Origin of the sequence: Shewanella sp. Scap07 (assembly GCF_013394145.1) — a bacterium.
In the GTDB taxonomy this organism is placed as follows: domain Bacteria; phylum Pseudomonadota; class Gammaproteobacteria; order Enterobacterales; family Shewanellaceae; genus Shewanella; species Shewanella waksmanii.
This window is the reverse complement of record NZ_CP041329.1, coordinates 2,665,557-2,688,993: the sequence shown is the minus strand read 5'-3', so window position 1 is coordinate 2,688,993 and position 23,437 is coordinate 2,665,557. Positions and strand designations below refer to the sequence as shown.

Below are 23,437 nucleotides of genomic sequence, written 5' to 3'. Positions count from 1 at the left end.
CGCATGCGCACTAATAAAATGTTAGGAGTTTCTATGGATGGAGTCACAAATCTACAACTGGCGACATTCTCAATTGCTGTATTAGGTGCAGTCTTGGGGATAATAAATACGTGGCATAACCTTGATAAAAAGAGATTGAAAGTTAAGGTTACCCCCCTAAATGTTGTTCCTGTTGGCGGTCTTGATCCACGCTTAAGATTTGGTGTTTCTATTGTCAACTTGAGTGATTTCCCTATCACTGTTTCTGATGCAGGTGTTTTGGTAAAAGAAACCGGTGATCATATGGCCATAGTTAACCCTGTATTTTCTGATGGTGGAAATTGGCCAAGAAGATTGGAGCCCAGATCTTCGGTTACAGCATATAGCCAAGTACCGACACCTCCTCAAGGTAAGAGTATGGGGTTGGCATATGCTCGAACAGAATGTGGTGCCTTATTAAAAGGAAATAGTGCTGCGTTAAAACAAATAGCACGAGAACAAAACTCCTAACAAGCTGTTTAAAGTGGACAAAATTACGTTGGCTTGGTTTCGCTCCGCTTCACATTTTAGCCAACGAAATTTTGCCCATTAACAGGGCGTTAGTTGACTAGCTAGTTTAGTTGCAAGTTTATCAATCAGAATTAATAAAGGGACTTAAAAAATGAGGTTTGGTCTATCTATTATCGCTAGCATTTTATTTGCAGGTACTTCATATGCAAGTAATGACTTTTCAGCGATAGATAAGTACGTTAACTTTGTAAAAAAAGAAGTAGGGTTACCGTCAGGGACTGCTGTTGCAATCGTAAAAGATGGAAAAATAGTTTACGAAGGGTATTTCGGGTACTCTAATTTAAAAGATAATAAAAGGGTAACTGAAAAAACCGCCTTTTATCTTGCATCTGTGACAAAGCCTATGTTTGCTTTATCAGTGCTATTAATGGAGGGAAATGGCGATATTAAAGACAGTACTTCTATGGCTGAGATGTTTCCTACGCTAGAGTTTCCTTATATCGATACAGATAAAATTCAAGTAAAACATCTTGTTTCTCATACCCATGCTCTTGCCAACATACCCTTAGTAGACACGCTAGCATTTACTGGGCAACATAATAAATTACAGCGACAAAAGTTAACCTCTGCATCTAAAAATGATCCTGCTAATCAGTTAGGACACTACCAATATGGGAATGAAGGTTACAATATACTAAGTGTGTGGGCTGAAGACAAATTCAAGCAAGATTGGCAGCAAACGCTTGAGCAATTAGTTTACCAACCTTTATCAATGAATCATACGTCATCGTATGTTAGCGATGCTGAGACCAAAGGCTTTGACATTGCACGGCCTTATCATTTATATGCCGCTACCCCAAAAAAAGTCATGCCCTTTGAAAAGAGTGATTCCACTATGCAAGCTGCCGGCGGCACTTTTTCATCGGCAAGGGATATGGCAAAGTTTTTGATTGCGCAATTGAACGAAGGTCAGGTTAACGGAAAACAAGTATTTCCAGCTAACGTTATTAAAAAGTCTCATCAGAAATTAGCTACTAACGATTTAAAGTATAGAGACTTTATTCGTAAAGGGTATGCTTGGGGCTGGTATATGGGGCCATATAAAGAAGAAAAAACATATCATCATTTTGGTGGGATTGCTGGAACGCATACACATGCTTCTTTTATGTTGGAGCACAATATTGGACTGATAGTACTTAACAATGAAGAAACTGTAGCAGCGTCTATGACACAAGGTATCGCTGATATTGCTTATAGTATTTTATTAGGCAAGGGAGATGTAAATAAAATTACAGAATCTCGAATTGAAGCTATGAAAGATCGCTGGTTAAAAATACAAGCAGATATTAAGGAAACCAATGAAACACATGAAAAAAGAAATGCCGCTAGAAAAATGGTTTTGACTAGAGAAAAATCAGAATACGCTGGGGTATTTCATAATCCGTTGTGGGGGAATCTAGAAGTCGAGTTACTAGAAAATAATGATCTTAAATTTAGTTTAGGTGAATTAAATGCAGTTGCAACGGCAGCAAAGCGAAAAGACGAGTTGAGAATCCAATTTCAAATTGGTAGTGGAAGAATAGCAGCTTATAAAATTGTTGAAGGCAAGGTGGCCGAAATTGATGTTTATGGAATTAATCCATTGGCTGTAGAAACCTTTACACGCTTATAGTGTTGAAAAGAGCCAACTAACAAGGTATTCAATTTGGAAAATTTATTTTTGGCTATTGTTCGTGCATCACATATTTTAGCCAACTATAAATTGCCGATTAATGTGACATTAGCACTACTATTAAATTGTTGCTTTTGATGCTAATTATTTTTATTAATGGTTGTGCAGCAACCAATGAAAACAGTATCGATGAATCAATGATTGAATTAAGGCGAGATGCCCTATCAAAAATCGATGTACTCGCCTGCTTAGACAAAGGCGGTGTAATACAAAGTGTTTGCAAGTTTGGTATGCCATCCTGTGTTGTAAAATATATGGATGCAGGTAAAACGTGTAGCGATAACTCCGAATGCGCAGGAGAGTGCAGAATTGAAGACGAATTCGTTGAAGTAGGCACTAGAACAACAGGCTTTTGCAGCGTTGATAGCGATCCTTGTGGTTGTTTTCAACTGATTACAAATGGCAAAGCAGAACATGCAGTGTGTGCTGACTAGCCCAGCAAGTGCGTTTAAGCGAGGCACTGCTAACAGTTTGCTCGGCTCCAGGCCGATTTACAATATTAGGCGATTTACAATTCTAGCCCATTAACAGAGCGTTATATTTTTATCTTATTTCATCGCTTTACCGCAATGAATCGAATGGACTCAAAAGAGAAAAGCTATGATTAAAGTGTTTGTTACAAGTATTGCGTTAATGCTCATATTCCCACCTTTTGCCTACGGAACAACCGCACCAGTTGGGGATAAGCTAAACCAGCATATTCAGCACTATGTTGAAGATGAAAACTTTCAAGGTGCAGTGCTGCTTGCTCAAAAAGGTAAGGTGCTGTTTAAGCAAGCTTATGGCTATGCAGATATTAAAAATAAAATACTAAATACAACGCAGCATCAGTTCCTTATTGGTTCGATGACTAAATCATTCACCGCAGTTGCTGCAATGCGCTTGGTGGAACAAAACAAACTTGATTTACATGCGCCTATTGCCACTTATATTCCAAAGCTTGATAGTAAACTGGCAAGCGGACTGACTTTACATCTCTTACTCAAGCATCAATCTGGATTAACACGGCATTTAGAGCACCTTACAAGCTTTGAGGAAAAAGATGTCACCTCAAGTGAAATTCTCAGTATTATCAACACATCAGAGCAATCATTTAAGCCAGGAACACAGTACGAATACGGTAACTTAAATTATCATCTTGTTGCACTCATTATTGAAAATGTCACCGGTAAAAGCTACGCAGAGGCAATGCATACATTAGTGTTCGCGCCACTTGAGATGCAGCATTCTGGTGTTGAGCGTATCGCTAACCCTCCCAAGAATCGTGCTAATGGTTATCGAAAAAGTGTGTTTGGCATCAATAGAGATGAAAATATTGTTTCTTATGCGCTCGGCTCAGGCGATATCTACTCGACTGTGGAAGATTTACTCAAGTGGGAGCAAGCTCTCTATACACCTGGCTTCTTGTCGCAACAGAGCATTGACCTGATGTTTAAGGGGGAAAACAAAGCGCTGGGTTATTATGGTTATGGTTTTAGAATCCGAGAATATCAACGTAGTCGTGAGCATAACAATTTAGGGAAATTGACTCGTCACGGCGGTTCAATGGATGGTTTTTCATCAAACTTACATCGTTATACCGACGATCAACTTACAGTGATTATTCTGGCTAACGTACGCAGATTCTCAATACGTACATTAACCTTCGAACTAAAAGAAATCGCGCTTGGTGTTGATAGCATGCAGCGAAGTCGATCGTCGTTTGAATAACACGAACGAATAATCTAAGTAGGTGGAACTTCGCATACTGTTAGCCTAGTTGTTCTTGGCAAGCTTGATGCAATTAAGCAACAGCGTGCTATCTACCTTTTTATCTGTCTTCAGCAGCTAATCATGATGTGTTGTAAACGAATTTAAGCCTATAAGTGGAGCGGGTAACGCTTGGCGGTATTTTTTACGCTCAGTTTAAAAGGGCAAGTGTAGACAGGCCTGAGTTGAAATAGCTAAAATAGCGCCCTCGCGGCTGCACATCAATTCAGTCAAACTCAGAGAGAATACAATGATTGTAGAAAATGTGCTTCCTGAATATTATGCAGAAATGCTGAGTGTTTGGGAAAATTCAGTGCGAGCAACTCATGACTTCATAACAGAAGAAGATATCGCGTTTTTTAAACCAATTATCATTGAGCAGGCTTTCCCTGCTGTCACATTAAGGTGTGTAAAAAATGGCAATGGTTCAATTTTAGGTTTTGTGGGTGTCCACGACTCAAAAATTGAAATGTTGTTCATCTTAAATGAGGCAAGGGGGCAAGGTGTTGGTAAAGTATTGTTGCAATACGCAATAGCACACTTAGGTGCAACCAAGGTTGACGTAAATGAGCAAAACCCACAAGCGGTAGGCTTTTATGAGCATATGGGGTTCAACGTCGTTTCACGCTCGCCACTTGATGATATGGGAAAACCTTTTCCAATTCTTCATATGACAAGATAGTGCTCGGTTTGTCGTAATTCAGTTTGCTAGTAGAAACGCCCAAAGCTATTAACTTTGGGCGTTTCCGTATGTGCTAGAAATAAATTGGCTTAATCGCTTGAGCCGTTAACTGGCTATCACTGCAATGTTGAAGTGCGGTGCGAGCAAGCAGTTGACGTTAGTTATTGGGAGTTAAGGGTTATTTTCCGATAAGCCTTGGGCTAAATCTTTGGTTAAATCCTCTTCAACTTCTTTCATGAGGGACTGTGCGGCTTCGGCATCTGCGGGCTGGGCCGCGCTTTCGGCAATGCCGGCCATTGGTCCCTTATCAAACTTGTAGTTGAGCAGTTTTATGTCCAGCTGCTTGCTGCCGCGCTCGAAGTGAGTGAGTCGCACCGGTAAATAACCCAGTTCGGGTGCCATCCAGAAGAATGTTTGGCGTTTTTTACTGTCGCGCACCACTTCTATTTTTACGGTTTCATAGCTGCCACTTTCAATGTTGAGACGCTCTTTTGAGACAACATTAAAATCGTACTCATCAATTTCACCTTCTTTGACCATTTTAAAGTTAAGGTGCTGCTTACCTTCAGCCATCTCCATTCTAAATTGCAATTGCACCATTAATGGGTCGTACAGTGTTTCGGTATAAGGCAGCTTGGCACGCTCATCTTTGTAGCGACTGTGCACCGCTTGTTGGCCTTTGGCAAAGGCGGCTTGCTCTTGAAAGTCTGAGCCTGTGCCACTGCGACGATGAATGTAACGCAGCGGATGCAGTTGGTTATCTTGCAGCGAAAAGTCACTGGTGACCGTGCGTCTATCAGACAACAGTAATAAGCTTACATCGCTGTCAAAACGGTAATGATAGAGATTGTCTTGTGGGGCGTTGAGAATATAGCGAGCCTTGCCCAATTCAATACTGCCATAGTTAACTTGGTATTCGGCAGTGTGTGGCGTCAATGGGCTGTAAGCAGCGAACGATGCAAAGCTAACCGATAGGGTTAACAAGCTACTTAAGGCGATGAGTTTATTTTTTAACGACAATACTAACTCCTGATCGGATGAAATTAAAAAGCCAGTTGCATGACTAAAGTTGCCATATCTGGCTGCCACATATATTGAGCTTTCGCTACTCGGCCGTTTTTGACATCAATACCTTCTAAACGCAATAACATCATCTGCTCTGCAAAAGCCTCAGTCTCTTTGTTGAAGGCAATTTTACCTTGGCTGTTTAACACGCGGTGCCAAGGTAAGTTTAACTCATCACTGGCGAGTTTGAGCGCGCGTGATACATAGCGAGCTCTGCCTGGTAAACCGGCGAGATCTGCAATAACGCCGTATGAGGAGATTTTTCCGTGGGGTATTAACGCCACCACTTGCCAAATTCGCTCAGCGTTGGAAAGGCTTGGTTTGTCCATTATTTGCCTCAATATATCAATTGTGTTCGATATTACTGATAACTGCAAAGCGATACCAGTGATAACTGTTCTATGTGATGTGGCTGTTTCACTGCTGTGAATTTGTTGTGATGTAAGGGTAAGTGGCGGGGCAGATTTGGCAATAAAAAACAGCAGACCGGAAGATCTGCTGTTGCGGGATGAGTGGATATTGTTGGGTGTCAGTCTAAGTGGACCCAAGCCTAAGGGAACTATGACACGGTTTGGGCGTGACTGTTTTCAGTGATGCTATCCATCACACCGAAACGATGAAACAGGACTAAACCTAATGCGGTTAAGCCGCCAAAGGCGCCAATGATGTACCACATAAGATCAGGTCGCTGCGCTGCCTTAGCGACTTCGCTATATAGATAGCCAGACAGCGGGCCTGCCAACAAAAAGCCAATGGCTGATGAGACAAAGTAGTAGCCCATAAACATGGCTTTTTTATCGCTAGGGGCAAAACTGGCAACGTATTCTTGGCTTTTCGGCGATGCCACCATTTCACCCAAAGAAAACACTAAAATAGAGGTCAGTACCATCGCGCCACCCATGAGCATACCAGTAGCCAGTCCGCCAAGGGCGGTACCCATTGCCAGAATGAGGGTTCCAGCAACCAAAATAGGTAAGGCTTGGTATTTCTCAATAGTGCGGCTGACAAGTATTTGCAGTAACACAATAGACAGGAAGTTGAGACCGATGAGGTACTCTGGGTTAACCTGTCTATATTGCTGTGCCCAATTAGCAGCAACTGATGAGGCGCTGTCGGTGTCAGTCGCTATGGCAGCGAGCGCTTGGGTTATTTCAGCTTGAGGCACCATCACTTTACTGTGTACTAATTCAAAATAGGCTTGTTCGACATTGATGTTAGCTTGGCTGAATTCTGCTGCTAGTCGTACTAATTCGGTTTGCAAGTGCAGTTGATCAACAGGGGCCAAAAAGGTTTGCAAGTCAGGGTAACTGGCTAGGGCAATCACTAAATCTGAGGTATCAACAAAGTCTCTGATAAAAATCGGTAAGGTAATAAAGATTTGCTGATACACCATCCAAAACCCAGATAAGATTAGCAAATAGGTGACAAAGGGTTTATTGCCGACGCGAATTTTTTGGCGATACCAAGCTGCATTGGGTTGTTTGCTAGCACTGATGTTCCATAAATAATGGCCGGCAAACCAAACGATATACAGCATGGCGGTGGTTTGGCCATCGAGCCATTTAGCGCCGTAGGCCATTAGGATGATCAAGCTGCCAAAGAAAATTAGCGCAAAACGGGCATTACCCAGTACTTCTTGAATATCCTGCATAACCTGTTTTAAAGGACGACCTTTTTGCTGCGCTTGATCTGTGGGTTCTTCATAGAGGAACAACGCCGGAATAAAGTTTAGCGCTATCCAGAAAGATGACATGATAAATACCCAGTCCCAGCTAATTGCTCGCACGTAACCGGCAATAAATGGCCCGAGGAAACCGCCGATATTGACCATCATGTAGAAAATACCAAAGCCAAGGCCACGGTTACTACTGTCGGTGGTTCTGGCAATGGTACCTGTAACTACCGGTTTAAAGCAGGCGGCCCCCACAGCGACCCCCATAAAAGCTAAAAAGAAGCCGGAAAAACTGCTGACCTGACCCAGCAAATAGTAACTTGGACACATAATGGCATAGGCGATGATGAACATTTTTCGATAGCCATAACGGTCAGCTAAGGCGCCAGTGAGTACAGGAAAAAGGTAGAGAAAGAATGGAATCATACCTTGCAGTAAGCCACGCTCTTGCTCATTAAAGCCAAGTCCGCCCTGATTTGCGGGTGAGGTCATGTAAAGCGAAGATAAGGTAAAAAAGCCATACCAGGCCAGTCGCTCAAATATCTCCATGGTATTGGCAACATAAAATGTGCGCGGTAAGGGGGTACGTGCAGAAGATGACATAATACAATCCGTATATTTTATACAATCAGTCCATGCTACTGACTATTTCTGATAAATACAAGGCGATGCAGGTATCGGCTTAGCAGGTTAAGCTTGCCTTTAGTGTGACATTCGTCATAATGGCGCAAATTTTTTAAAAGATGATTTACCATGGCCGTACTTGATATTTTGACCATTCCAGATGAACGCCTTAAACGCAAAGCCGTTGCGGTTAGCGATGTTGCTGCGATTGGTGGTTTTATTGATGATTTATTGGAAACCATGTATCACACCGACGATGGTATTGGTCTTGCTGCTACCCAGGTTGGCAGTACCGATGCAGTGTTAGTGATCGACCTGTCCAGTGAGCGCAATCAACCGCTAGTATTGGTTAACCCAGAGTTAGTAGAAGGGCGAGGTGAGTTTGTTGGTGAAGAAGGTTGCTTATCTATTCCGGGTTATCGCGCTAAAGTGTCTCGCTTTGAGTATGTCAAAGTTAAAGGTCTTGATCGTGACGGTCAGCCTATAGAAGTGGAGTCAGATGACTTTCTCGCAATAGTGTTGCAGCACGAGATGGATCATCTGCAGGGCAAAGTGTTTATTGAGCACCTATCTAAGATGAAACAACAAATTGCCCTGAGAAAAGTGAAGAAGTTTGCTTAACTAACCAGCGGCGCACTAAGCTGAGCCGAGGTTTTCTTCGGCTCTTGTTCGGCGTTAGGGTGATTCACCGGTAACGTCAAAGTTAATACCAGCCCCCCCTGCGGGTGGTTACTTGCAACCACCTCGCCAGCTAACAGTTTCATACATTGCTTCACAATGGCCAGTCCTAACCCAAAGCCACCTTGGCTTGAGTGTCTGGCTTCATCTAAGCGGGTAAAAGGATTAAACAGGTTGGTCAGCTCTTCTGCTGGAATGCCTGGGCCATTATCGGCAATGGTTATCTGTAATTGCTGTGTAACTAACTGTGTTTCAATATGAATTTCGCAATGTTCACCCGCATATTTAAGTGCATTACGCACAATGTTTTCAATGGCTCTGCAGAGATACTGGCGGTCGGTAAACAGCGTTAGGGGATCATGGTTATGCCAATGGATCTGTTGCTCTTCTTTGGCTTCAAATTGACAGTCTTGCTGAATCTGCGCTTGCAGGGCGCCCACATCAAATTGGCTGCAGTTTAGTTGAATATAAGCGTTGTTTAAGCGGCTAAAGTCTAGAATGGTATTAATTAAGCTCGACATTTGTGCGCCTTCTGCGCGCAAACGGGCAATGGCGATTTGATGGCGCTCATCTAATTGTCCTTCGAGTAAATGCAGCGCAAGCTCTTGTCTTGCCAGTGGGGTACGTAGCTCATGGGACACATCTCTTAATAGTCGTTTTTGGTTCTGCATGCCTTGTTGCAGTTGTTCAGCCATATGATCAAACTCAGCGGCCAGATGATAAAACTCAGGCTCCTTAGTTGAAAAGTGGTTGGCAATACGGGTGTCGAGCTTACCTTGTGCCAGCGCTTCAGTTCCCCGCTTGAGGTGCTGAAGCGGGGTAATAAGGTAGCGGCTTAGTAGGTAACTAAACAGCAGCAACACGGTAATGCCAACAATAGTGCGAATGGTCCATAGCGCGGTATTGAGTTGTTGGGCTGGGTGCAGGTCGGCATTAAGTTGGACCACTAAACTCAATGGCTGCTGGTCATCTAAGGTGTCAGCGAGAGGTAAAGCAATGAGTGGCTTACGCACTCTGTCGCCCATAGGTTGTTGGATCTGTCTTGAAAACTGCAATTTAAAAACAAAGTGTGGGTGCATTGTGCGCTGGCTAATGGCTTGGTTTTGTGGGTCTAAGGTATAGAGCGTAAAAGCTTGCTCGCTTTCCCATTGGGCTAACCCGGCAATGTCTTTACGCTGAATATATTGGTTAGCTTGTTCAGCCAGCGTATGGAGCTGCTGCTGAGTTGCTGGAGATAGTGTCAGTAAGCGGCTGAGAATTAAACTCTCAATGCCGGTTGCGATTAATAATATTGCCAGTAAAGAGACAGCAAAAAAACTAAATACTCGGATCTGCAAATGTGAAAACAGCTTGTTGAATGACGCTGACATACCCATACCAAATAAAAACGATTCTCATTAATGTTAACTTTTTATACTTAGGATCGCTATGGGATCTTAGCGTTATTGTGGTTGAGATCTGCAAATTTCACACTATACTGTATATATGTACAGTATAGTGTGAGAATGTCATGAAAGCAGAACCGATATCTCAGGTTGATGAGCATCAACAAGCAACTGCGTTGGACAGTTTATTGAGCCGAGAAGATCTTTGGCGTGGTCAACAATGGCAGCAGCAATCTGACTGCTTAAGCAGTGGTTATACAAGCTTAGATGAAGTATTAGCGGGTCAAGGTTGGCCAAGCTCTGGCGTTTGTGAACTCTTGAGCGATCAAGTTGGGATTGGCGAATTGACGTTGTTGCTACCGTTGATTGCACAGCACATTCCTTTAAATGCCACGGCTGACAAGCAGCGTAATGGGGCGGTAGCACTTGTTGCGCCTCCGTTTATTCCCTTTGCCGCAGGCTTGGCTCAGCACAATATTGATGTTGAGCGGATCGTATGGGTGGACTGTATTGATCGCAAAGAACAACTGTGGGCGTTAGAACAAGCATTAGCCAGTGGCGTGTGCCAGTTAGCCTTAATTTGGCTGTCTACACTGTCAGTCACTGAGTCTCGGCGTTTACAGCTAGCATGCGAAAAGGGTCATAGCTTGTGCTTTTGTTATTTGCCTAGCCATTTAGCATCCCAATCGCACCCGGTGCAGTTACGAATTCAATTACACCGTGACTATGACAAAACCGTCGATAATGCCGCTACAGAGCTGACGATTGTGAAGCGCCGCGGTGGTTGGCCAATTGCGGGTTTTGAGCTGTCACTGTTGCCGCGATACTTAGCTTACAGTGATTGGCAAAAATCGCCTTCAAAACCTGGGCATTCAGTGAGTAGCGATATTATTCAGGGGCCTTGGTCATCATGATTTGGCTGGCGATCTATTTTCCTAGCGGTGTATTGCAGTATCAGCGCTTATGTCACGATATTAGTGCGGCGCGGCCTGTGGCTTTTTATGACCCACAGCAATTGACCATTTTGGCGGTTGAGGGAGCAGATAAAGCCGTCACTGTGGGTTTGAGCGTGGCGACAGCTCAAGCCCTATGCGCAGAACTAGTCTTGATTGAGTACCAATCAAATTTAACTGAACAGTACACCGATTGGCTGGCTAAGTGGAGCTATAACTACAGTGCACGAGTGGTTATTCCATCGTGTGAGATACAATCACAATGCCGGGGCGATAGCACCCAAGTGATGGATGTATTACTGCTAGAAGTGGGCTCGATGCAGCAGGTGTTTTCAGGGCTGGACAATTTACTTCATCAGTATGCCACTCAAGCCAGTGGTTATGGTTTTCGCTGGCAGATGGTGTTAGCTGAGCATCCACTTATGGCGCAGTTATTGGCGGTACATCGGCCGCAATTAACCAGTGAGTCAGAGTTAACATCAGCGCAGGGAAGCACAGCCGTGCAGCGCGTCTATGAAACTAAAGCGGCTTTGAGTCAGCTTAAAGCATTAGCAATATCGACGCTGCCGGTAGAGCCAAGTGTTATTCAACGTTGCCAGCAAATGGGTCTTAATACCGTTGCGGCATTAATGGCCTTGCCACGGGCTGAGTTAGGGCGGCGCTTTGGTGAGTCACTACTGAGTTTGCTCACTCAATTGCAGGGGCGTATCGAGGTTCCGCAATGCTTCTATACACCGGCAGAGACTTACCAGCAAAAAATGAGCTTAATGTATGATGTTGAGCATATTGAAGGGGTGTTGTTTCCCTTAAGCCGAATGCTGAGTCAACTCAGTGATTATCTATTGCAGCGGCAGTTAGCCATTTTGCGTTTGCAGCTCACTTTAGCGTATCGCGATAATGAGTTGCCGCCTTTGTCATTGTTAATTCATTACCCGTTTGCGGAGCATCGCTGTGACAGTTTACTGGCATTGTGCCGTCTGCAACTTGAGCGTCAGACCTTATACTCTCCGGTGGTTGCGCTACAACTCGATGTGTCTAGTTTTGTTGAGCAGCACTTAGATGAAGACTGCTGGTGGCAACAGCAAGGAGTAAGTGCTGAGATCCGCCAACTATTTGCAACTTTAGAGGCAAGGTTAGGCGAGCATTGTGTTAAAGGGCTGGCGATGGCCAGTCATCATCTCCCTGAGCAGAGCTGCCAAGTCAAGCCGTTAACACAGTGGGGACAAAGTGGATCTCGTTTAGCCCTTAGTGACTTGAGCCATAAAACCGCAGGAATTGCTTATGACAGACTCGCTGCAGAGCGTACTGCCTCCTATGACACCTTGGGCTTGTTTCGGCCGAGCTTTTTACTCAAGCAGCCACAACCGCTTGCTCTGCACGAGTTTACCCGCTTAAAAGGGCCAGAACGTATTAGTCCACCTTGGTGGCTGACACAACATGACAGAGATTACTACATTGCAGCGCATATTGATGGTGGGCTTTGTTGGGTTTTCTATGACGGACAAGATTGGTTTCTACAGGGCTGGTTTAGTTAAATGTACGCCGAGCTTCATACTTTATCTAATTACAGCTTTTTACGTGGTGCTTCTCACCCTCAGGAGCTGGTGGCACAGGCGGCAGCGCTAGGTTATCAAGCATTGGCATTAACCGATGAGTGTTCATTATCTGGGGTTGTTAAAGCCCATGATGCGGCGAAGCAACACGGCATTAAATTGATTATTGGCGCCGAGTTTCAACTGCCGCAAGGGGTATTTGTGTTACTGGCACCTAATCGCCGTGCATATGGGCAGATAAGCCAGCTGATCACTTTAGCCCGCCGACGTGATGAAAAGGGCAGTTATCAACTGCGTTTTTCAGATATGTTGACCCGCCTTGATGAAACAATATTGCTCTGGCGACCTGCAAGCCCTGAGCAGCTGCAGATGAGCTATCAGGTGGCCAATGATGCCGATGTCTGTGAGCCAAGCAGTAGGGAAAATGTGCAAAGCCAGATTGAACAGCAGGCCCAAGCTTATTATCAGGCACAGTTGCAGCAACTGATGCAGCAGCTAAAGCGAGCTTTTTCCGATAGGTTGTACATACTGATGGAGCGACAGTTACTGGGCTCTGAAGCTTGGCGCATGCAGGTATGGCAAACGTTGGCAGAGCAACAACAGGTTGCGTGCGTTGCCGCAGGTGGTGTGCGTATGCACCATAAACAGCGGCGTATGCTACTTGATGTTCTGACTTGTATTGGTCACGGCACTGAACTTGAAAAAGCAGGCAGTTTGCTTAGTGCCAATGCCGAGAGCAGTTTTAAGTCGCTAGAGGAACTGGCTAGGCGCTATCCACAAGCTTGGCTAGATAACAGCATTAATATTGCCAATGCCTGTGATTTTAGCCTTGATGAGCTTAAGTATGAGTATCCATCTGAGGTGATCCCTACGCAGATGAGTGCCAGTGACTATTTAGAGCAAGAGGTGAAAAAAGGTGCTTTAAAGCGATTTCCTCAAGGAGTGCCTGAGTCAGTTGCAAAGCAATATCACAAAGAGCTGAGCTTAATTAAGCAGATGCAGTATGAATATTTCTTTCTGACCATTTATGACATAGTCCAGTTTGCTAAACAGCAACAAATTTTACACCAAGGACGAGGCTCGGCGGCCAATTCTGTGGTGTGTTATTGCTTAGGAATAACAGAAGTTGATCCCACAAAGATCAACATGCTGTTTGAGCGCTTTATCTCTAAAGAGCGTAATGAACCGCCAGATATTGATGTTGATTTTGAACATGAACGCCGTGAAGAGGTGATTCAGTATATTTACCGCAAATATGGCCGCGATCGCGCCGCGTTGGCGGCAACAATCATTAGCTATCGTTTTAAAAGTGCGATGGCGGATGTGGGCAAAGCACTGGGGCTAGATCATCAAACCGTTGATCGCATGGTTAAACAAGTTGATCGCCGTGATGCGAGTGAGTCTTGGCAGCAGCAATTGCAGCAAAAACAGCAAGTGCCCGCACAGGGACTTGGCCGGTATTTACTGCCGCTGGTGGAAGAGATCCTCGGCTTCCCCCGGCATTTATCGCAACATGTTGGTGGGTTTATCATTTCAGCAGGGCCGTTATCTGAGCTGGTGCCCATTGAAAATGCGGCCATGCAAGACAGAACCGTGATCCAATGGGATAAGGATGATTTAGAGTCGCTAGGCTTGCTGAAAGTGGATGTACTGGCCTTAGGTATGCTAACAGCCATTCGCAAGTGTTTTAGCTTGTTGGGCGATGAGCAGCAGCCATTTACGATGGCGCAGGTGCAATGGGAACAAGCTGAGGTTTATCAAATGCTGCAACGAGGCGACAGTATTGGGGTGTTTCAGGTTGAGTCTCGTGCGCAAACCTCAATGCTACCTAGGCTAAAACCACAGAACTATTATGACCTGGTGGTGCAGATAGCCATAGTGCGTCCAGGGCCAATTCAGGGCGATATGGTTCACCCTTATCTACGTCGGCGAGATGGCATTGAAAGTGTCTCTTACCCGAGTGCGGCAGTTGAGTCGGTATTGTCGCGCACACTGGGAGTGCCTATTTTTCAAGAGCAGGTGATTGAGCTGGCAATGGTGGCCGCGGGCTTTAGTGGTGGCGAAGCCGATCAGCTTAGGCGGGCAATGGCCAGTTGGAAACGTTCTGGTGAGCTGCAACAGTTTGAAAATAAGCTGTTACAGGGGATGGCGGAGCGGGGCTACAGCGCCGATTTTGCCGCGCAGATCTATCGGCAGATTAAAGGATTTGGTGAATATGGCTTTCCTGAATCCCATTCTGCCAGTTTTGCTTTGCTGGCATACGTTTCGGCTTATTTAAAATATCATTATCCTGCGGCATTTTGCTGCTCGTTACTCAATAGCCAACCTATGGGATTTTACAGCCCTTCACAGTTGATCCAAGATGTGAAACGTCATGGTGTTGTGGTATTGCCCATTTGTGCCAATCATAGTTTGTGGCAGCATGAGTTGGTGCAGTGGCAAGGCAAAGCGGCTATTCGTTTGGGATTTCGTTTAATTAAGGGCTGCCAACAACAGTCGATGCAAGCGCTGATTACCGCGCGCCCCGAAGATGGCTTTAGTTGTTTAGATGACTTGTATCAGTTGGGGGTCAATCGCCATGAGCTAGAACTGCTTGCCAGTGCCGATGCGTTTAAACAGCTAAGTGGTCATCGCCACCAAGCCCGTTGGCAGCTTTCTGCCTATCAACCTAGCTTACCGTTATTTGATGATGTCGAGGCAAATGAAAGTGATGTAACACTGGCTGAGCCTTCGGTACTGGAGAGCTTAAAAAGTGATTATCATTATACTGGGGTAACCCTTGGGACTCATCCGATGGCACTATTAAGGCCAAAGCTAGGTCACTGTGTCAGTGCTGTCGATATTGAAACTTGTCGCCATGGTCAAGTGGTGAGTGTTGCGGGATTAGTGGTCGGCCGCCAGCGCCCGGGGACTGCTTCAGGGGTAACCTTTGTGACTCTGGAAGATGAGACCGGTAATATCAATGTGATTGTTTGGAGTGCCACGGCAAAGGCACAACGTCAGGCATATTTGGTGTCAAAAATTTTGAAGGTAACAGGGGTGTTTGAAACACAATCTGGGGTTTGCCATATTATTGCGGGTAGGTTGGAAGATATTTCTGATCAGTTAGGGCCATTAAATTTGAACTCGCGTGATTTTCACTAATTGGTATACTGTGGTGTGAGAATATTAGATAGCAAATTACAATGAGTTTACAAATCATCTTACTTACCCACGAACGTGAAGTGGATAGACCGACGAATACCGGACGATTGGCGTTAGAAATGTACCCAGATACTTGCCGACGTATCGTGTGGTCTCGGGTTGCACCCGACCCTTTGTTGATGGGTATAACAAAGCAGCCTGACACTTGGTTGCTGTTTCCTGCCGATGACACCGTTATGGTTGAGGTGAATAACTCTACCTCTGATTTTTACAGCAATAATCAGTCAATACAGGTGATTATTCTTGATGCAACTTGGCAAGAAGCACGCAAGATGTATCGTCAAAGTCCTTATTTAAATCAAATCAAACGGCTGAATTTTACCTCTGTGGCGAACTCTCAGTATGCACTGAGGCGTAATCAGGTTGCCGGCGGCTTATGTACCGTAGAATGCGTGGCTCAGTTGATGAGCGATGCAGGGCGAACCGCCGATTCTGAGCAACTCACGCAAGCCTTAGCAATGATGCCTACCCAGCGTGCCAAAGCGTGATTTAACTATGGTTGCTAAATGACGGTGGCTAAATCACGGTTAAATAGATACAGAGAAAGTGGCTGATCGCACCCGCGAGTACAAATAGGTGCCAAATAGCGTGATTGAATGGAATGCGTTTAGCCACATAAAATACCACGCCAAGACTATAGAAGATCCCACCTAGCAACAGCAAATTAAATCCAAGGTGAGTCATTGATTGGATGAGCTCTTCCATCACAGTAACACATAGCCAACCCATTAACAGATATAGCGCTAGACTAAGCTTTTTAAAGCGATGAATAAATTGAGTTTTGAAAATAATACCACCCACCGCTAGTGCCCATATCGCAATAAGAATGGTGGTCGCTTGGCTGTCAGCGAGCTCAATCATCATCATTGGTGTATAGGTGCCTGCTATCAACAGGTAGATGGCGCAGTGATCGGCGAGCTTCCAACGCTGGCGCCACTTTGCTGATGTCGCACTATGGTAAAGTGTTGAGCATAAAAACAGCAGAATAAAGCTAAAGCCATATAAGCTTACACCGACCAGTTGGCCGGTTGTTAGATGTGGTAAGCCTTTGCTGAGTAACATCCACAGCCCGACAATACCGAATAACACGCCCAATCCATGACTAATGCTATTGGCCAACTCTTCCTTGGCGCTGTATGGCAAAATAGCTTTAGGTTCACTATTTTGCGGAAGTGTTGTGCTGGACTCGGCCATTAAGTATTTACTCTAAAGTAGGTCTGATTGGCCAGTGTAACAGCAAGTGCGACTGAATACATCAATTAAGTGTACACTTGTACGCTGAAAATCAATTGATGCTTAAAGCAATAAATTGAACTAATTAGCATTAGTAGCTTCTAAACCTGCAATCATTATATGGTTGTTATAGCTTGTACGGTTTAATGAGATAATGGCAAAATTTGACTGTTGAGCGGCGGTTATTTTTAATAACGCTCAAGCATGCTTAGCCCAGCCACTTTTAGCTAAGGAATGATTAACTCGCCATTTTTAGCGCAAGGCTCATCGATAAAACCCATAAGTAACAGTGATAACTAAGGGCACTGAGCGATAGGCACAAGACGAAACACGAATGGAGTTCGTAAGGATAGATGGATAACCACAAGGATAGCAGCTCGCCCGCTTATTTTGGCGGCAGATTCTCCGCTGTAACTGACAATGATGAAATAGCGTCGACAATAGAGTTTAATTCATCAACTCTAGCTGTAGCCGATCTTGCTACAGATCATACTGCGTCAAATATAACATCGATGGGTGATGCCTTGATCGCCAGTCGTGCAGACACCTATGAACATAGCAATCGCATTTTTAGTGATAATGCAATCAAGGCGGTGGTTTTGGTTGTTGCTTGTCATATTGCACTGGTGATGGCGCTGCACTTACTTTGGCATAGTTCTAGTTTGCCATTGACTATCACGCCGCCAGCAGCGCCGAAAATTAATGCTTATACCGTTACCGCAGCACAATTAACGCAGTGGCAATCGACAAGCTTAGCTGAAGAATTGCCAGAAACAGAAACAGAAACAGAAACAGAAACAGAAACAGAAACAGAAACACACTTAAGTCAGCAGCCAGTTGAAGAAGCGCAGCCGTCACCATCTCAATCTGTAGCCACCACAGCCGTAGAGAGAGAAGCTGCAGACCAAGTGCTTATGCAACCAGCAGTAGAGGTGATAGTCGAAGCCCCAAGCTTGCCTGAGGCACTTAACGAGCCACAACCTAGCTGGATGCAAACGGCTGCGCCAGCGAAGAACCAATATCTTTTTGACATTCAGCAAGACAGGGCAGCTACGGTAAGCAATGATATTGTTGAGCATAATGTCAGCAGCTTTACCCAAAGTTATATCACGCAGCAACGCAATCAAGCCCTCGATACACTGGTTGCGACTCAGGCCGACCGGTATACGGCAACTAAGACCATGAGTGCCTTAACCCCAGATATGTTGGTACTTGAGTTACCCAAAATCGATTACTACGACACGGCACTGACACTGGATAATGAGATGGATCCCAATCGTATCGTTAAGATTGGCGATACCTGTTATCGCATCGCTAAAGTCCCGACACCATTAAATCCCCATGCTGAGAATATTGGTTTCCCCTTTAATTGCACTGGCGACAAGATTAAACGCGCTATTCAAGCCGCTATGACGAAAAGGCTGCAAAAAATGCATCATCCGGCAGTAAAAAATCACTAGTATGTAAATGAAGTATTTTCATATTAACTTAATTGTTTTTATTTAATTCCTGACATTAAGCTTCTAATTATTTGTTTTTATAGTATTAGGTGTAATCAAATACTTTCAATTCATAGCTATTATTTTAGCTTGTGAGCGACTGAACTTTAGGTCTATACTGCTGGCATCTTGTCGGAGTGCCATATGGCTGAGACCGTTTATTCGGGATCCGTTGAACCTGATCAGGCTAATCCCTGCGAAGGAAACAAGCATGATAATTGCTGTTATATCGCTGATTTTTGTTACTCAATTTGTGACTGAATTAGCTGCGATTATTGGCAAATCTACTACAGGCTAAATGCGGTTATAGATTTGCAGCTCATCAACTCTCATCTCTCCTGACAAGCAACTTCATTCTAATTTTAAGTGAGATTGCTAATGTCAAATCGTCGTGAAACCCGGGCTCAAGCTCAACAGTTTATTGATAACCTGAAGCCGCTGCAGCACCCTAATTCTGAAAAGGTTTATTTACAGGGCTCTCGCCCAGATCTGCAAGTGGGTATGCGGCAGATATTTCAATCAGATACGCTGGTTGGTGGCACTGAAGATGATCCAGTATTTGAAGCTAACCCGCCACTAAAAGTTTATGACTGCGCTGGCCCATATTCAGATCCACAAGCAAATATCAACGTTAGAGTGGGTTTGCCTAAAATGCGCCAGAACTGGATTGAAGAGCGCGCCGATGTTGAGAAGCTCGCCGGGGCGAGTTCAGGATTTACCCAGCAACGCCTAGCCGATGATGGACTTGACCATCTACGATTTGAAGCGTTAGTGCCGCCGATCCGCGCTAAACAAGGCAAAGTGGTCACGCAGCTGCATTATGCCAGACAGGGCATAGTCACCCCGGAGATGGAATATATCGCCATTCGTGAGAATATGGCGCGTGATCAAATCACCGACGAAGTGCTGACTCAAAAAGATGTGGGTGAAAGCTTTGGCGCGTCTATTTCAACCCCAATCACTGCCGAGTTTGTGCGCCAGGAAGTTGCCCGAGGCCGGGCGATTATCCCGTTAAATATCAACCACCCAGAAGCTGAGCCTATGATTATTGGCCGCAACTTTTTAGTTAAGGTTAATGCCAATATTGGTAATTCGGCGGTGACTTCATCGATTGAGGAAGAAGTTGAAAAGCTTGTATGGTCAACTCGCTGGGGCGCCGATACTGTGATGGATCTGTCTACAGGCCGGTATATCCATGAAACTCGCGAATGGATTATTCGTAACTCACCAGTACCTATTGGTACCGTGCCTATCTACCAAGCATTAGAAAAGGTCAATGGGGTTGCCGAAGACCTGAGTTGGGATGTATTTAGAGACACCTTGATTGAACAAGCCGAGCAAGGGGTGGACTATTTTACCATTCATGCTGGTGTATTGCTGCGCTACGTGCCCATGACGGCGAAAAGGCTCACAGGTATTGTTTCTCGAGGTGGTTCAATCATGGCTAAGTGGTGTTTGTCTCACCATCAAGAGAACTTCCTTTACACCCACTTTGATGAAATCTGTGAAATATGTGCCGCTTACGACGTGTCGTTGTCGCTCGGTGATGGCATGCGTCCAGGTTCCATAGCGGATGCTAATGATGAAGCTCAATTTGCTGAGTTGGAAACCTTAGGTGAGCTGGTTAAAGTGGCCTGGAAGCATGATGTACAAACCATCATTGAAGGGCCTGGTCATATTCCAATGAACTTGATTAAAGATAATATGGACAAGCAGTTAGACCACTGTGATGAAGCGCCTTTTTATACATTAGGCCCGCAAACGACCGACATCGCGCCTGGCTATGATCACTTTACCTCCGGTATTGGCGCGGCCATGATCGCATGGTATGGCTGTGCGATGCTGTGCTATGTGACTCCAAAAGAGCACTTAGGTTTACCCAATAAAGAAGATGTAAAGCAAGGGTTAATTGCTTATAAGATTGCGGCCCATGCCGGTGATGTTGCTAAAGGGCATCCGAGTGCACAAATTCGCGATAACGCCTTATCAAAAGCGCGTTTTGAGTTCCGTTGGGAAGACCAGTACAACTTAGGTTTAGACCCAGATACCGCACGTGCTTATCACGATGAATCTCTGCCGCAGGAGTCTGCCAAAGTTGCCCATTTCTGCTCGATGTGTGGCCCTAAATTCTGTTCAATGAAAATTACCCAAGAAGTGCGTGAGTATGCCGCTGCTCAGCAAGTGAGTGTGCAAACTGACTCACAATACCGAGCAGCTAGCACTGCTGATATCGGCATGGCGCAGATGTCGGCGCAATTTAAGGCCCAAGGTGGTGAGCTATACCACGAAGCCCAAGCTCAACTCGAAGCCACTGAGGAGTCTTAAGGTGGCATTGGCAAGCACACAGCCATCGATGGACCTTGGCTGTGAAAAACCTATTGTATGGACGATAGCGGGCTCCGACAGCGGCGGTGGCGCAGGTATTCAAGCTGACTTGTTGACAATGCATGCGTTAGAAGCCCATGGCTGCAGTGTCATTACCTCTGTTACTGCCCAAAACTCAGTGGCGGTTGATCTCGTTGAGGCGGTGAGCGATGAAATGCTACTTGCCCAACTTGATAGTTTGCTAAGTGATTTGCCGCCTAAAGCGATTAAAATCGGCTTACTGAGCGATCAGCAGCAACTTGAGCGAGTCGCAAATTGGTTAGCGATTGATCTTAATGACTATCAAAAGCGTCATGATGTCACTGTCGCGGTGATTGTGGATCCGGTGATGGTGGCCAGTAGTGGTGATAAGCTAAATCTAGCCAATCGTCTGGATTTTACGCCCTTTAAAGGCCTCATCACACTGATCACACCCAATATGTTTGAGTTGCAAGCGTTGACTCAGCCCATTGATGACCTACAACAAGCGCACCTTGCTGGCCAGCAACTAGCAGCGCTGCTGCAAACCAATGTGCTTGTCAAAGGTGGTGATAATGGTGGGCTTTGGCATCAGCAGTATGCGCAGGATATTTTTGTCTGCAGACAGGCTGAGCGCACTTCACCGCTGCATCAGCAGCGTAGCTTTTTATTAAAAGGGCCCCGCGTTGGGGAGCAACAATACCGCCAACAAGGCTGTCATGGCAGTGGCTGCACTTTATCTTCCGCCATTGCGACTGTGATGGCCCATGGTTTTGTTCTCCATGATGCTGTTGTGGTAGCGAAAGCATTTGTTACTCAAGGGATAGCGTGCGCCATTGCACCGGGTCAAGGCCATGCGCCGGTAGAGAAAACTCGCTGGCCTGATTCATTGGCTTATTTTCCCCATATCGATGTGCTTGATGATGGCCCGTGGATGAGTGCGGCTAACGTTAACTTCCCACGCTGTAATGACCAGCAGGCGTCTTTAGGCGTGTATCCGGTTGTCGATGAGGTGAGTTTAATTGCGACACTACTTGATGCTGGTGCGAAGACGATTCAATTGCGCATTAAGCAAAATGATGATCCGCAGCTATCAGAGAAAATTACCGAGGCGGTGGCATTAGGCAATCGCCATCAGGCTTCGCTGTTTATCAATGACCATTGGCAGTTGGCAATTGCACAGCGCGCATTTGGTATTCACTTGGGACAAGAAGATCTCTACCAAGCAGATTTAGCCGCGATTGCTCAAAGTGGTTGCCGTTTAGGCCTATCTAGCCATGGTTATTTCGAGGCATTAATTGCCCTGCAAGTTAAGCCAAGTTACCTGGCACTTGGGCATATTTTTGCCACCACCACTAAAACCATGCCATCGACACCCCAGGGGCTAGCGCATTTAAGTCGCTACGTGCAGCTGTTTAGCGGCACAGTACCGTTAGTGGCTATTGGCGGGATTGACGCCGATAACCTGAGTCTCGTCAAACAAACTCAGGTTGATGACATAGCCGTTGTGCGCGCGGTAACCCAAGCGGCTTGTCCCGCTAGTGCTTATCAGCAGCTTAGTCACGCATGGCAGGAGGCATAGTGCTCAACGACAGTGATTTTATCCGATATTCTCGTCAGATCATGGTGCCTGAATTTGGTGAAGTGGGTCAGCTTAAGTTGGCCCAAGCCAAAGTGGTGATAATCGGCGTGGGTGGTTTAGGTCATCATCTTGCCCATAGCCTAGCAGCGTCTGGGCTAGGTGAAATGATCTTATATGATGGCGATAAAGTGGACAGTAGCAATCTGCCTCGGCAGTTGTTGTTTAATGATGCAGATATTGGCCAATTCAAAGCAGCCGTAGCAGCCAACAGGTTAGGGCAAAACTATCCGCAAACCAAGATAAGTGCGGTGAATGAATTTGCTAATGACGCGCTCAACCACCGCATCGATAGTGATTGTGATTTGTTGATTGATTGCAGTGATAATTTTGATACGCGTCATTGGGTCAATCGCTTTTGTGTTACCAATGACATTGCGCTGCTGTCTGGTTCGGTGAGCCACTTTGATGGTCAGCTTAGCTTGTACCATCCACAGTTATTAGCAAAAAACGGTTGTTATCATTGCTTATTTCCGCAATCCATGCGGGTAAGCAACAATTGCAGTACCACGGGAGTACTTGGGCCCATGGTGACGATGATGGCAGCGCTACAGTCGCTGGTCGCGATAAAGTACCTCAGTGGTATCGAGCAGCCATTAGGTGTTTTTCATCGCTTAGATGGCACAAACCTGCAATGGCGTCAGTCGCAACGACTAGCCGACCCAGATTGTCCCGTATGTGGCAGCTTACAGCAAAAGGATACTTAACCATGAGCGTTTCAAATGAATCGGCGCTTATCGCGCTACATGTTAATGATAGCCGTCACCAAGTGCCGCAGGGCACGACTTTGAGTGAACTACTGGCAATACTGGCAGTTGATAGTGACTCTGTGGCTTTGGTGTCTAATGGCCAGGTTATTCCAAAGAGTCAGTGGCAAAACATCGCTTGTGAGCCAAATGCACATATTGAACTGTTCGGTGCAGTGGCGGGAGGGTAA

Annotated in this window: 20 protein-coding genes and 1 riboswitch; of the genes, 15 read left to right on the top strand and 5 right to left on the bottom strand. The window is 45.4% G+C overall.

Translation table 11 applies throughout. From position 1 onward, the window contains the following. Positions 1-33: 33 nt before the first annotated feature. The 5 genes from FLM48_RS11815 (at position 34) to FLM48_RS11795 (ending at position 4,652) form a co-directional block, all read left to right on the top strand. The gene (locus tag FLM48_RS11815) at positions 34-489 is read left to right on the top strand and encodes a hypothetical protein (RefSeq protein WP_179024769.1); all 456 of its coding nucleotides are present in this window, start codon (positions 34-36) and stop codon (positions 487-489) included. 151 nt (positions 490-640) lie between these two features. Beyond that, positions 641-2,161 (top strand): serine hydrolase, encoded by a 1,521-nt coding sequence (locus FLM48_RS11810; protein WP_179024768.1) that lies wholly within the window; start codon positions 641-643, stop codon positions 2,159-2,161. A gap of 137 nt (positions 2,162-2,298) precedes the next feature. Beyond that, positions 2,299-2,655 (top strand): hypothetical protein, encoded by a 357-nt coding sequence (locus FLM48_RS11805; protein WP_179024767.1) that lies wholly within the window; start codon positions 2,299-2,301, stop codon positions 2,653-2,655. A 166-nt stretch (positions 2,656-2,821) separates the two neighbouring features. Next, positions 2,822-3,931, top strand: coding sequence for a serine hydrolase (locus FLM48_RS11800; protein ID WP_179024766.1), 1,110 nt, complete (start codon positions 2,822-2,824; stop codon positions 3,929-3,931). 289 nt (positions 3,932-4,220) lie between these two features. Further along, on the top strand, positions 4,221-4,652 hold the full coding sequence (locus FLM48_RS11795) for a GNAT family N-acetyltransferase (RefSeq protein WP_179024765.1): 432 nt from the start codon (positions 4,221-4,223) through the stop codon (positions 4,650-4,652). Positions 4,653-4,823: 171 nt separating this feature from the next. Here FLM48_RS11795 and FLM48_RS11790 read toward each other — a convergent pair whose 3' ends face one another. The 3 genes from FLM48_RS11790 to FLM48_RS11780 form a co-directional block, all read right to left on the bottom strand. Further along, a complete protein-coding gene (locus FLM48_RS11790; protein WP_179024764.1) occupies positions 4,824-5,672 on the bottom strand; it encodes a DUF3108 domain-containing protein in 849 nt (282 codons plus the stop codon). Between the two features lie 23 nt (positions 5,673-5,695). Continuing rightward, entirely contained in the window at positions 5,696-6,046 is a 351-nt protein-coding gene (locus tag FLM48_RS11785) for an MGMT family protein (protein ID WP_028772707.1), read from the bottom strand. 230 nt (positions 6,047-6,276) lie between these two features. Continuing rightward, on the bottom strand, positions 6,277-7,992 hold the full coding sequence (locus FLM48_RS11780) for an MFS transporter (RefSeq protein ID WP_179024763.1): 1,716 nt from the start codon (positions 7,990-7,992) through the stop codon (positions 6,277-6,279). A gap of 150 nt (positions 7,993-8,142) precedes the next feature. On the opposite strand from FLM48_RS11780, the gene def reads away from it, so the two are divergent. Beyond that, the gene (gene def / locus FLM48_RS11775; RefSeq protein ID WP_179024762.1) at positions 8,143-8,634 is read left to right on the top strand and encodes a peptide deformylase; all 492 of its coding nucleotides are present in this window, start codon (positions 8,143-8,145) and stop codon (positions 8,632-8,634) included. On the opposite strand, the gene FLM48_RS11770 is transcribed toward def, so the two are convergent. Beyond that, entirely contained in the window at positions 8,631-10,061 is a 1,431-nt protein-coding gene (locus FLM48_RS11770; RefSeq protein WP_179024761.1) for a cell wall metabolism sensor histidine kinase WalK, read from the bottom strand. The two genes, def and FLM48_RS11770, sit on opposite strands and share 4 nt — an antisense overlap. Before the next feature lie 140 nt (positions 10,062-10,201). Here FLM48_RS11770 and imuA point away from each other — a divergent pair, with 140 nt between their 5' ends. From imuA to FLM48_RS11750, 4 genes are read left to right on the top strand one after another with little or no spacing between them, the layout of a single operon-like run. Continuing rightward, a complete protein-coding gene (gene imuA, locus FLM48_RS11765; protein ID WP_179024760.1) occupies positions 10,202-10,990 on the top strand; it encodes a translesion DNA synthesis-associated protein ImuA in 789 nt (262 codons plus the stop codon). After that, a complete protein-coding gene (locus FLM48_RS11760; protein WP_179024759.1) occupies positions 10,987-12,564 on the top strand; it encodes a DNA polymerase Y family protein in 1,578 nt (525 codons plus the stop codon). Before imuA ends, FLM48_RS11760 begins: the two co-directional genes overlap by 4 nt. After that, positions 12,565-15,726, top strand: a complete 3,162-nt coding sequence (locus tag FLM48_RS11755) for an error-prone DNA polymerase (protein WP_179024758.1) — start codon at positions 12,565-12,567, stop codon at positions 15,724-15,726. Positions 15,727-15,767: 41 nt separating this feature from the next. After that, a complete protein-coding gene (locus FLM48_RS11750; protein ID WP_179024757.1) occupies positions 15,768-16,274 on the top strand; it encodes a tRNA-uridine aminocarboxypropyltransferase in 507 nt (168 codons plus the stop codon). 28 nt (positions 16,275-16,302) lie between these two features. Here FLM48_RS11750 and FLM48_RS11745 read toward each other — a convergent pair whose 3' ends face one another. Further along, positions 16,303-16,980, bottom strand: coding sequence for a hemolysin III family protein (locus FLM48_RS11745; protein ID WP_179024756.1), 678 nt, complete (start codon positions 16,978-16,980; stop codon positions 16,303-16,305). 392 nt (positions 16,981-17,372) lie between these two features. Here FLM48_RS11745 and FLM48_RS11740 point away from each other — a divergent pair, with 392 nt between their 5' ends. The 5 genes from FLM48_RS11740 (at position 17,373) to thiS (ending at position 23,437) form a co-directional block, all read left to right on the top strand. Beyond that, positions 17,373-18,479, top strand: coding sequence for a hypothetical protein (locus FLM48_RS11740; protein ID WP_179024755.1), 1,107 nt, complete (start codon positions 17,373-17,375; stop codon positions 18,477-18,479). 162 nt (positions 18,480-18,641) lie between these two features. Then, positions 18,642-18,740: riboswitch (TPP riboswitch) on the top strand. Positions 18,741-18,896: 156 nt separating this feature from the next. Then, on the top strand, positions 18,897-20,843 hold the full coding sequence (thiC, locus tag FLM48_RS11735) for a phosphomethylpyrimidine synthase ThiC (protein WP_179024754.1): 1,947 nt from the start codon (positions 18,897-18,899) through the stop codon (positions 20,841-20,843). Position 20,844: 1 nt separating this feature from the next. Beyond that, entirely contained in the window at positions 20,845-22,443 is a 1,599-nt protein-coding gene (gene thiE / locus FLM48_RS11730; protein WP_306294378.1) for a thiamine phosphate synthase, read from the top strand. Continuing rightward, entirely contained in the window at positions 22,443-23,207 is a 765-nt protein-coding gene (locus tag FLM48_RS11725) for a HesA/MoeB/ThiF family protein (protein WP_179024753.1), read from the top strand. Before thiE ends, FLM48_RS11725 begins: the two co-directional genes overlap by 1 nt. A gap of 2 nt (positions 23,208-23,209) precedes the next feature. Continuing rightward, positions 23,210-23,437, top strand: coding sequence for a sulfur carrier protein ThiS (thiS, locus tag FLM48_RS11720; RefSeq protein WP_179024752.1), 228 nt, complete (start codon positions 23,210-23,212; stop codon positions 23,435-23,437).

What these genes read in the sequence shown, in the direction of transcription:
- FLM48_RS11815 (WP_179024769.1), top strand. Translation starts at nt 34, where the DNA reads ATGGATGGAGTCACAAATCTACAACTGGCGACATTCTCAATTGCTGTA.
- FLM48_RS11810 (WP_179024768.1), top strand. Translation starts at nt 641, where the DNA reads ATGAGGTTTGGTCTATCTATTATCGCTAGCATTTTATTTGCAGGTACT.
- FLM48_RS11805 (WP_179024767.1), top strand. Translation starts at nt 2,299, where the DNA reads ATGCTAATTATTTTTATTAATGGTTGTGCAGCAACCAATGAAAACAGT.
- FLM48_RS11800 (WP_179024766.1), top strand. Translation starts at nt 2,822, where the DNA reads ATGATTAAAGTGTTTGTTACAAGTATTGCGTTAATGCTCATATTCCCA.
- FLM48_RS11795 (WP_179024765.1), top strand. Translation starts at nt 4,221, where the DNA reads ATGATTGTAGAAAATGTGCTTCCTGAATATTATGCAGAAATGCTGAGT.
- FLM48_RS11785 (WP_028772707.1), bottom strand. Translation starts at nt 6,046, where the DNA reads ATGGACAAACCAAGCCTTTCCAACGCTGAGCGAATTTGGCAAGTGGTG.
- FLM48_RS11780 (WP_179024763.1), bottom strand. Translation starts at nt 7,992, where the DNA reads ATGTCATCTTCTGCACGTACCCCCTTACCGCGCACATTTTATGTTGCC.
- def (WP_179024762.1), top strand. Translation starts at nt 8,143, where the DNA reads ATGGCCGTACTTGATATTTTGACCATTCCAGATGAACGCCTTAAACGC.
- FLM48_RS11770 (WP_179024761.1), bottom strand. Translation starts at nt 10,061, where the DNA reads ATGTCAGCGTCATTCAACAAGCTGTTTTCACATTTGCAGATCCGAGTA.
- imuA (WP_179024760.1), top strand. Translation starts at nt 10,202, where the DNA reads ATGAAAGCAGAACCGATATCTCAGGTTGATGAGCATCAACAAGCAACT.
- FLM48_RS11760 (WP_179024759.1), top strand. Translation starts at nt 10,987, where the DNA reads ATGATTTGGCTGGCGATCTATTTTCCTAGCGGTGTATTGCAGTATCAG.
- FLM48_RS11755 (WP_179024758.1), top strand. Translation starts at nt 12,565, where the DNA reads ATGTACGCCGAGCTTCATACTTTATCTAATTACAGCTTTTTACGTGGT.
- FLM48_RS11750 (WP_179024757.1), top strand. Translation starts at nt 15,768, where the DNA reads ATGAGTTTACAAATCATCTTACTTACCCACGAACGTGAAGTGGATAGA.
- FLM48_RS11745 (WP_179024756.1), bottom strand. Translation starts at nt 16,980, where the DNA reads ATGGCCGAGTCCAGCACAACACTTCCGCAAAATAGTGAACCTAAAGCT.
- FLM48_RS11740 (WP_179024755.1), top strand. Translation starts at nt 17,373, where the DNA reads ATGGATAACCACAAGGATAGCAGCTCGCCCGCTTATTTTGGCGGCAGA.
- thiC (WP_179024754.1), top strand. Translation starts at nt 18,897, where the DNA reads ATGTCAAATCGTCGTGAAACCCGGGCTCAAGCTCAACAGTTTATTGAT.
- thiS (WP_179024752.1), top strand. Translation starts at nt 23,210, where the DNA reads ATGAGCGTTTCAAATGAATCGGCGCTTATCGCGCTACATGTTAATGAT.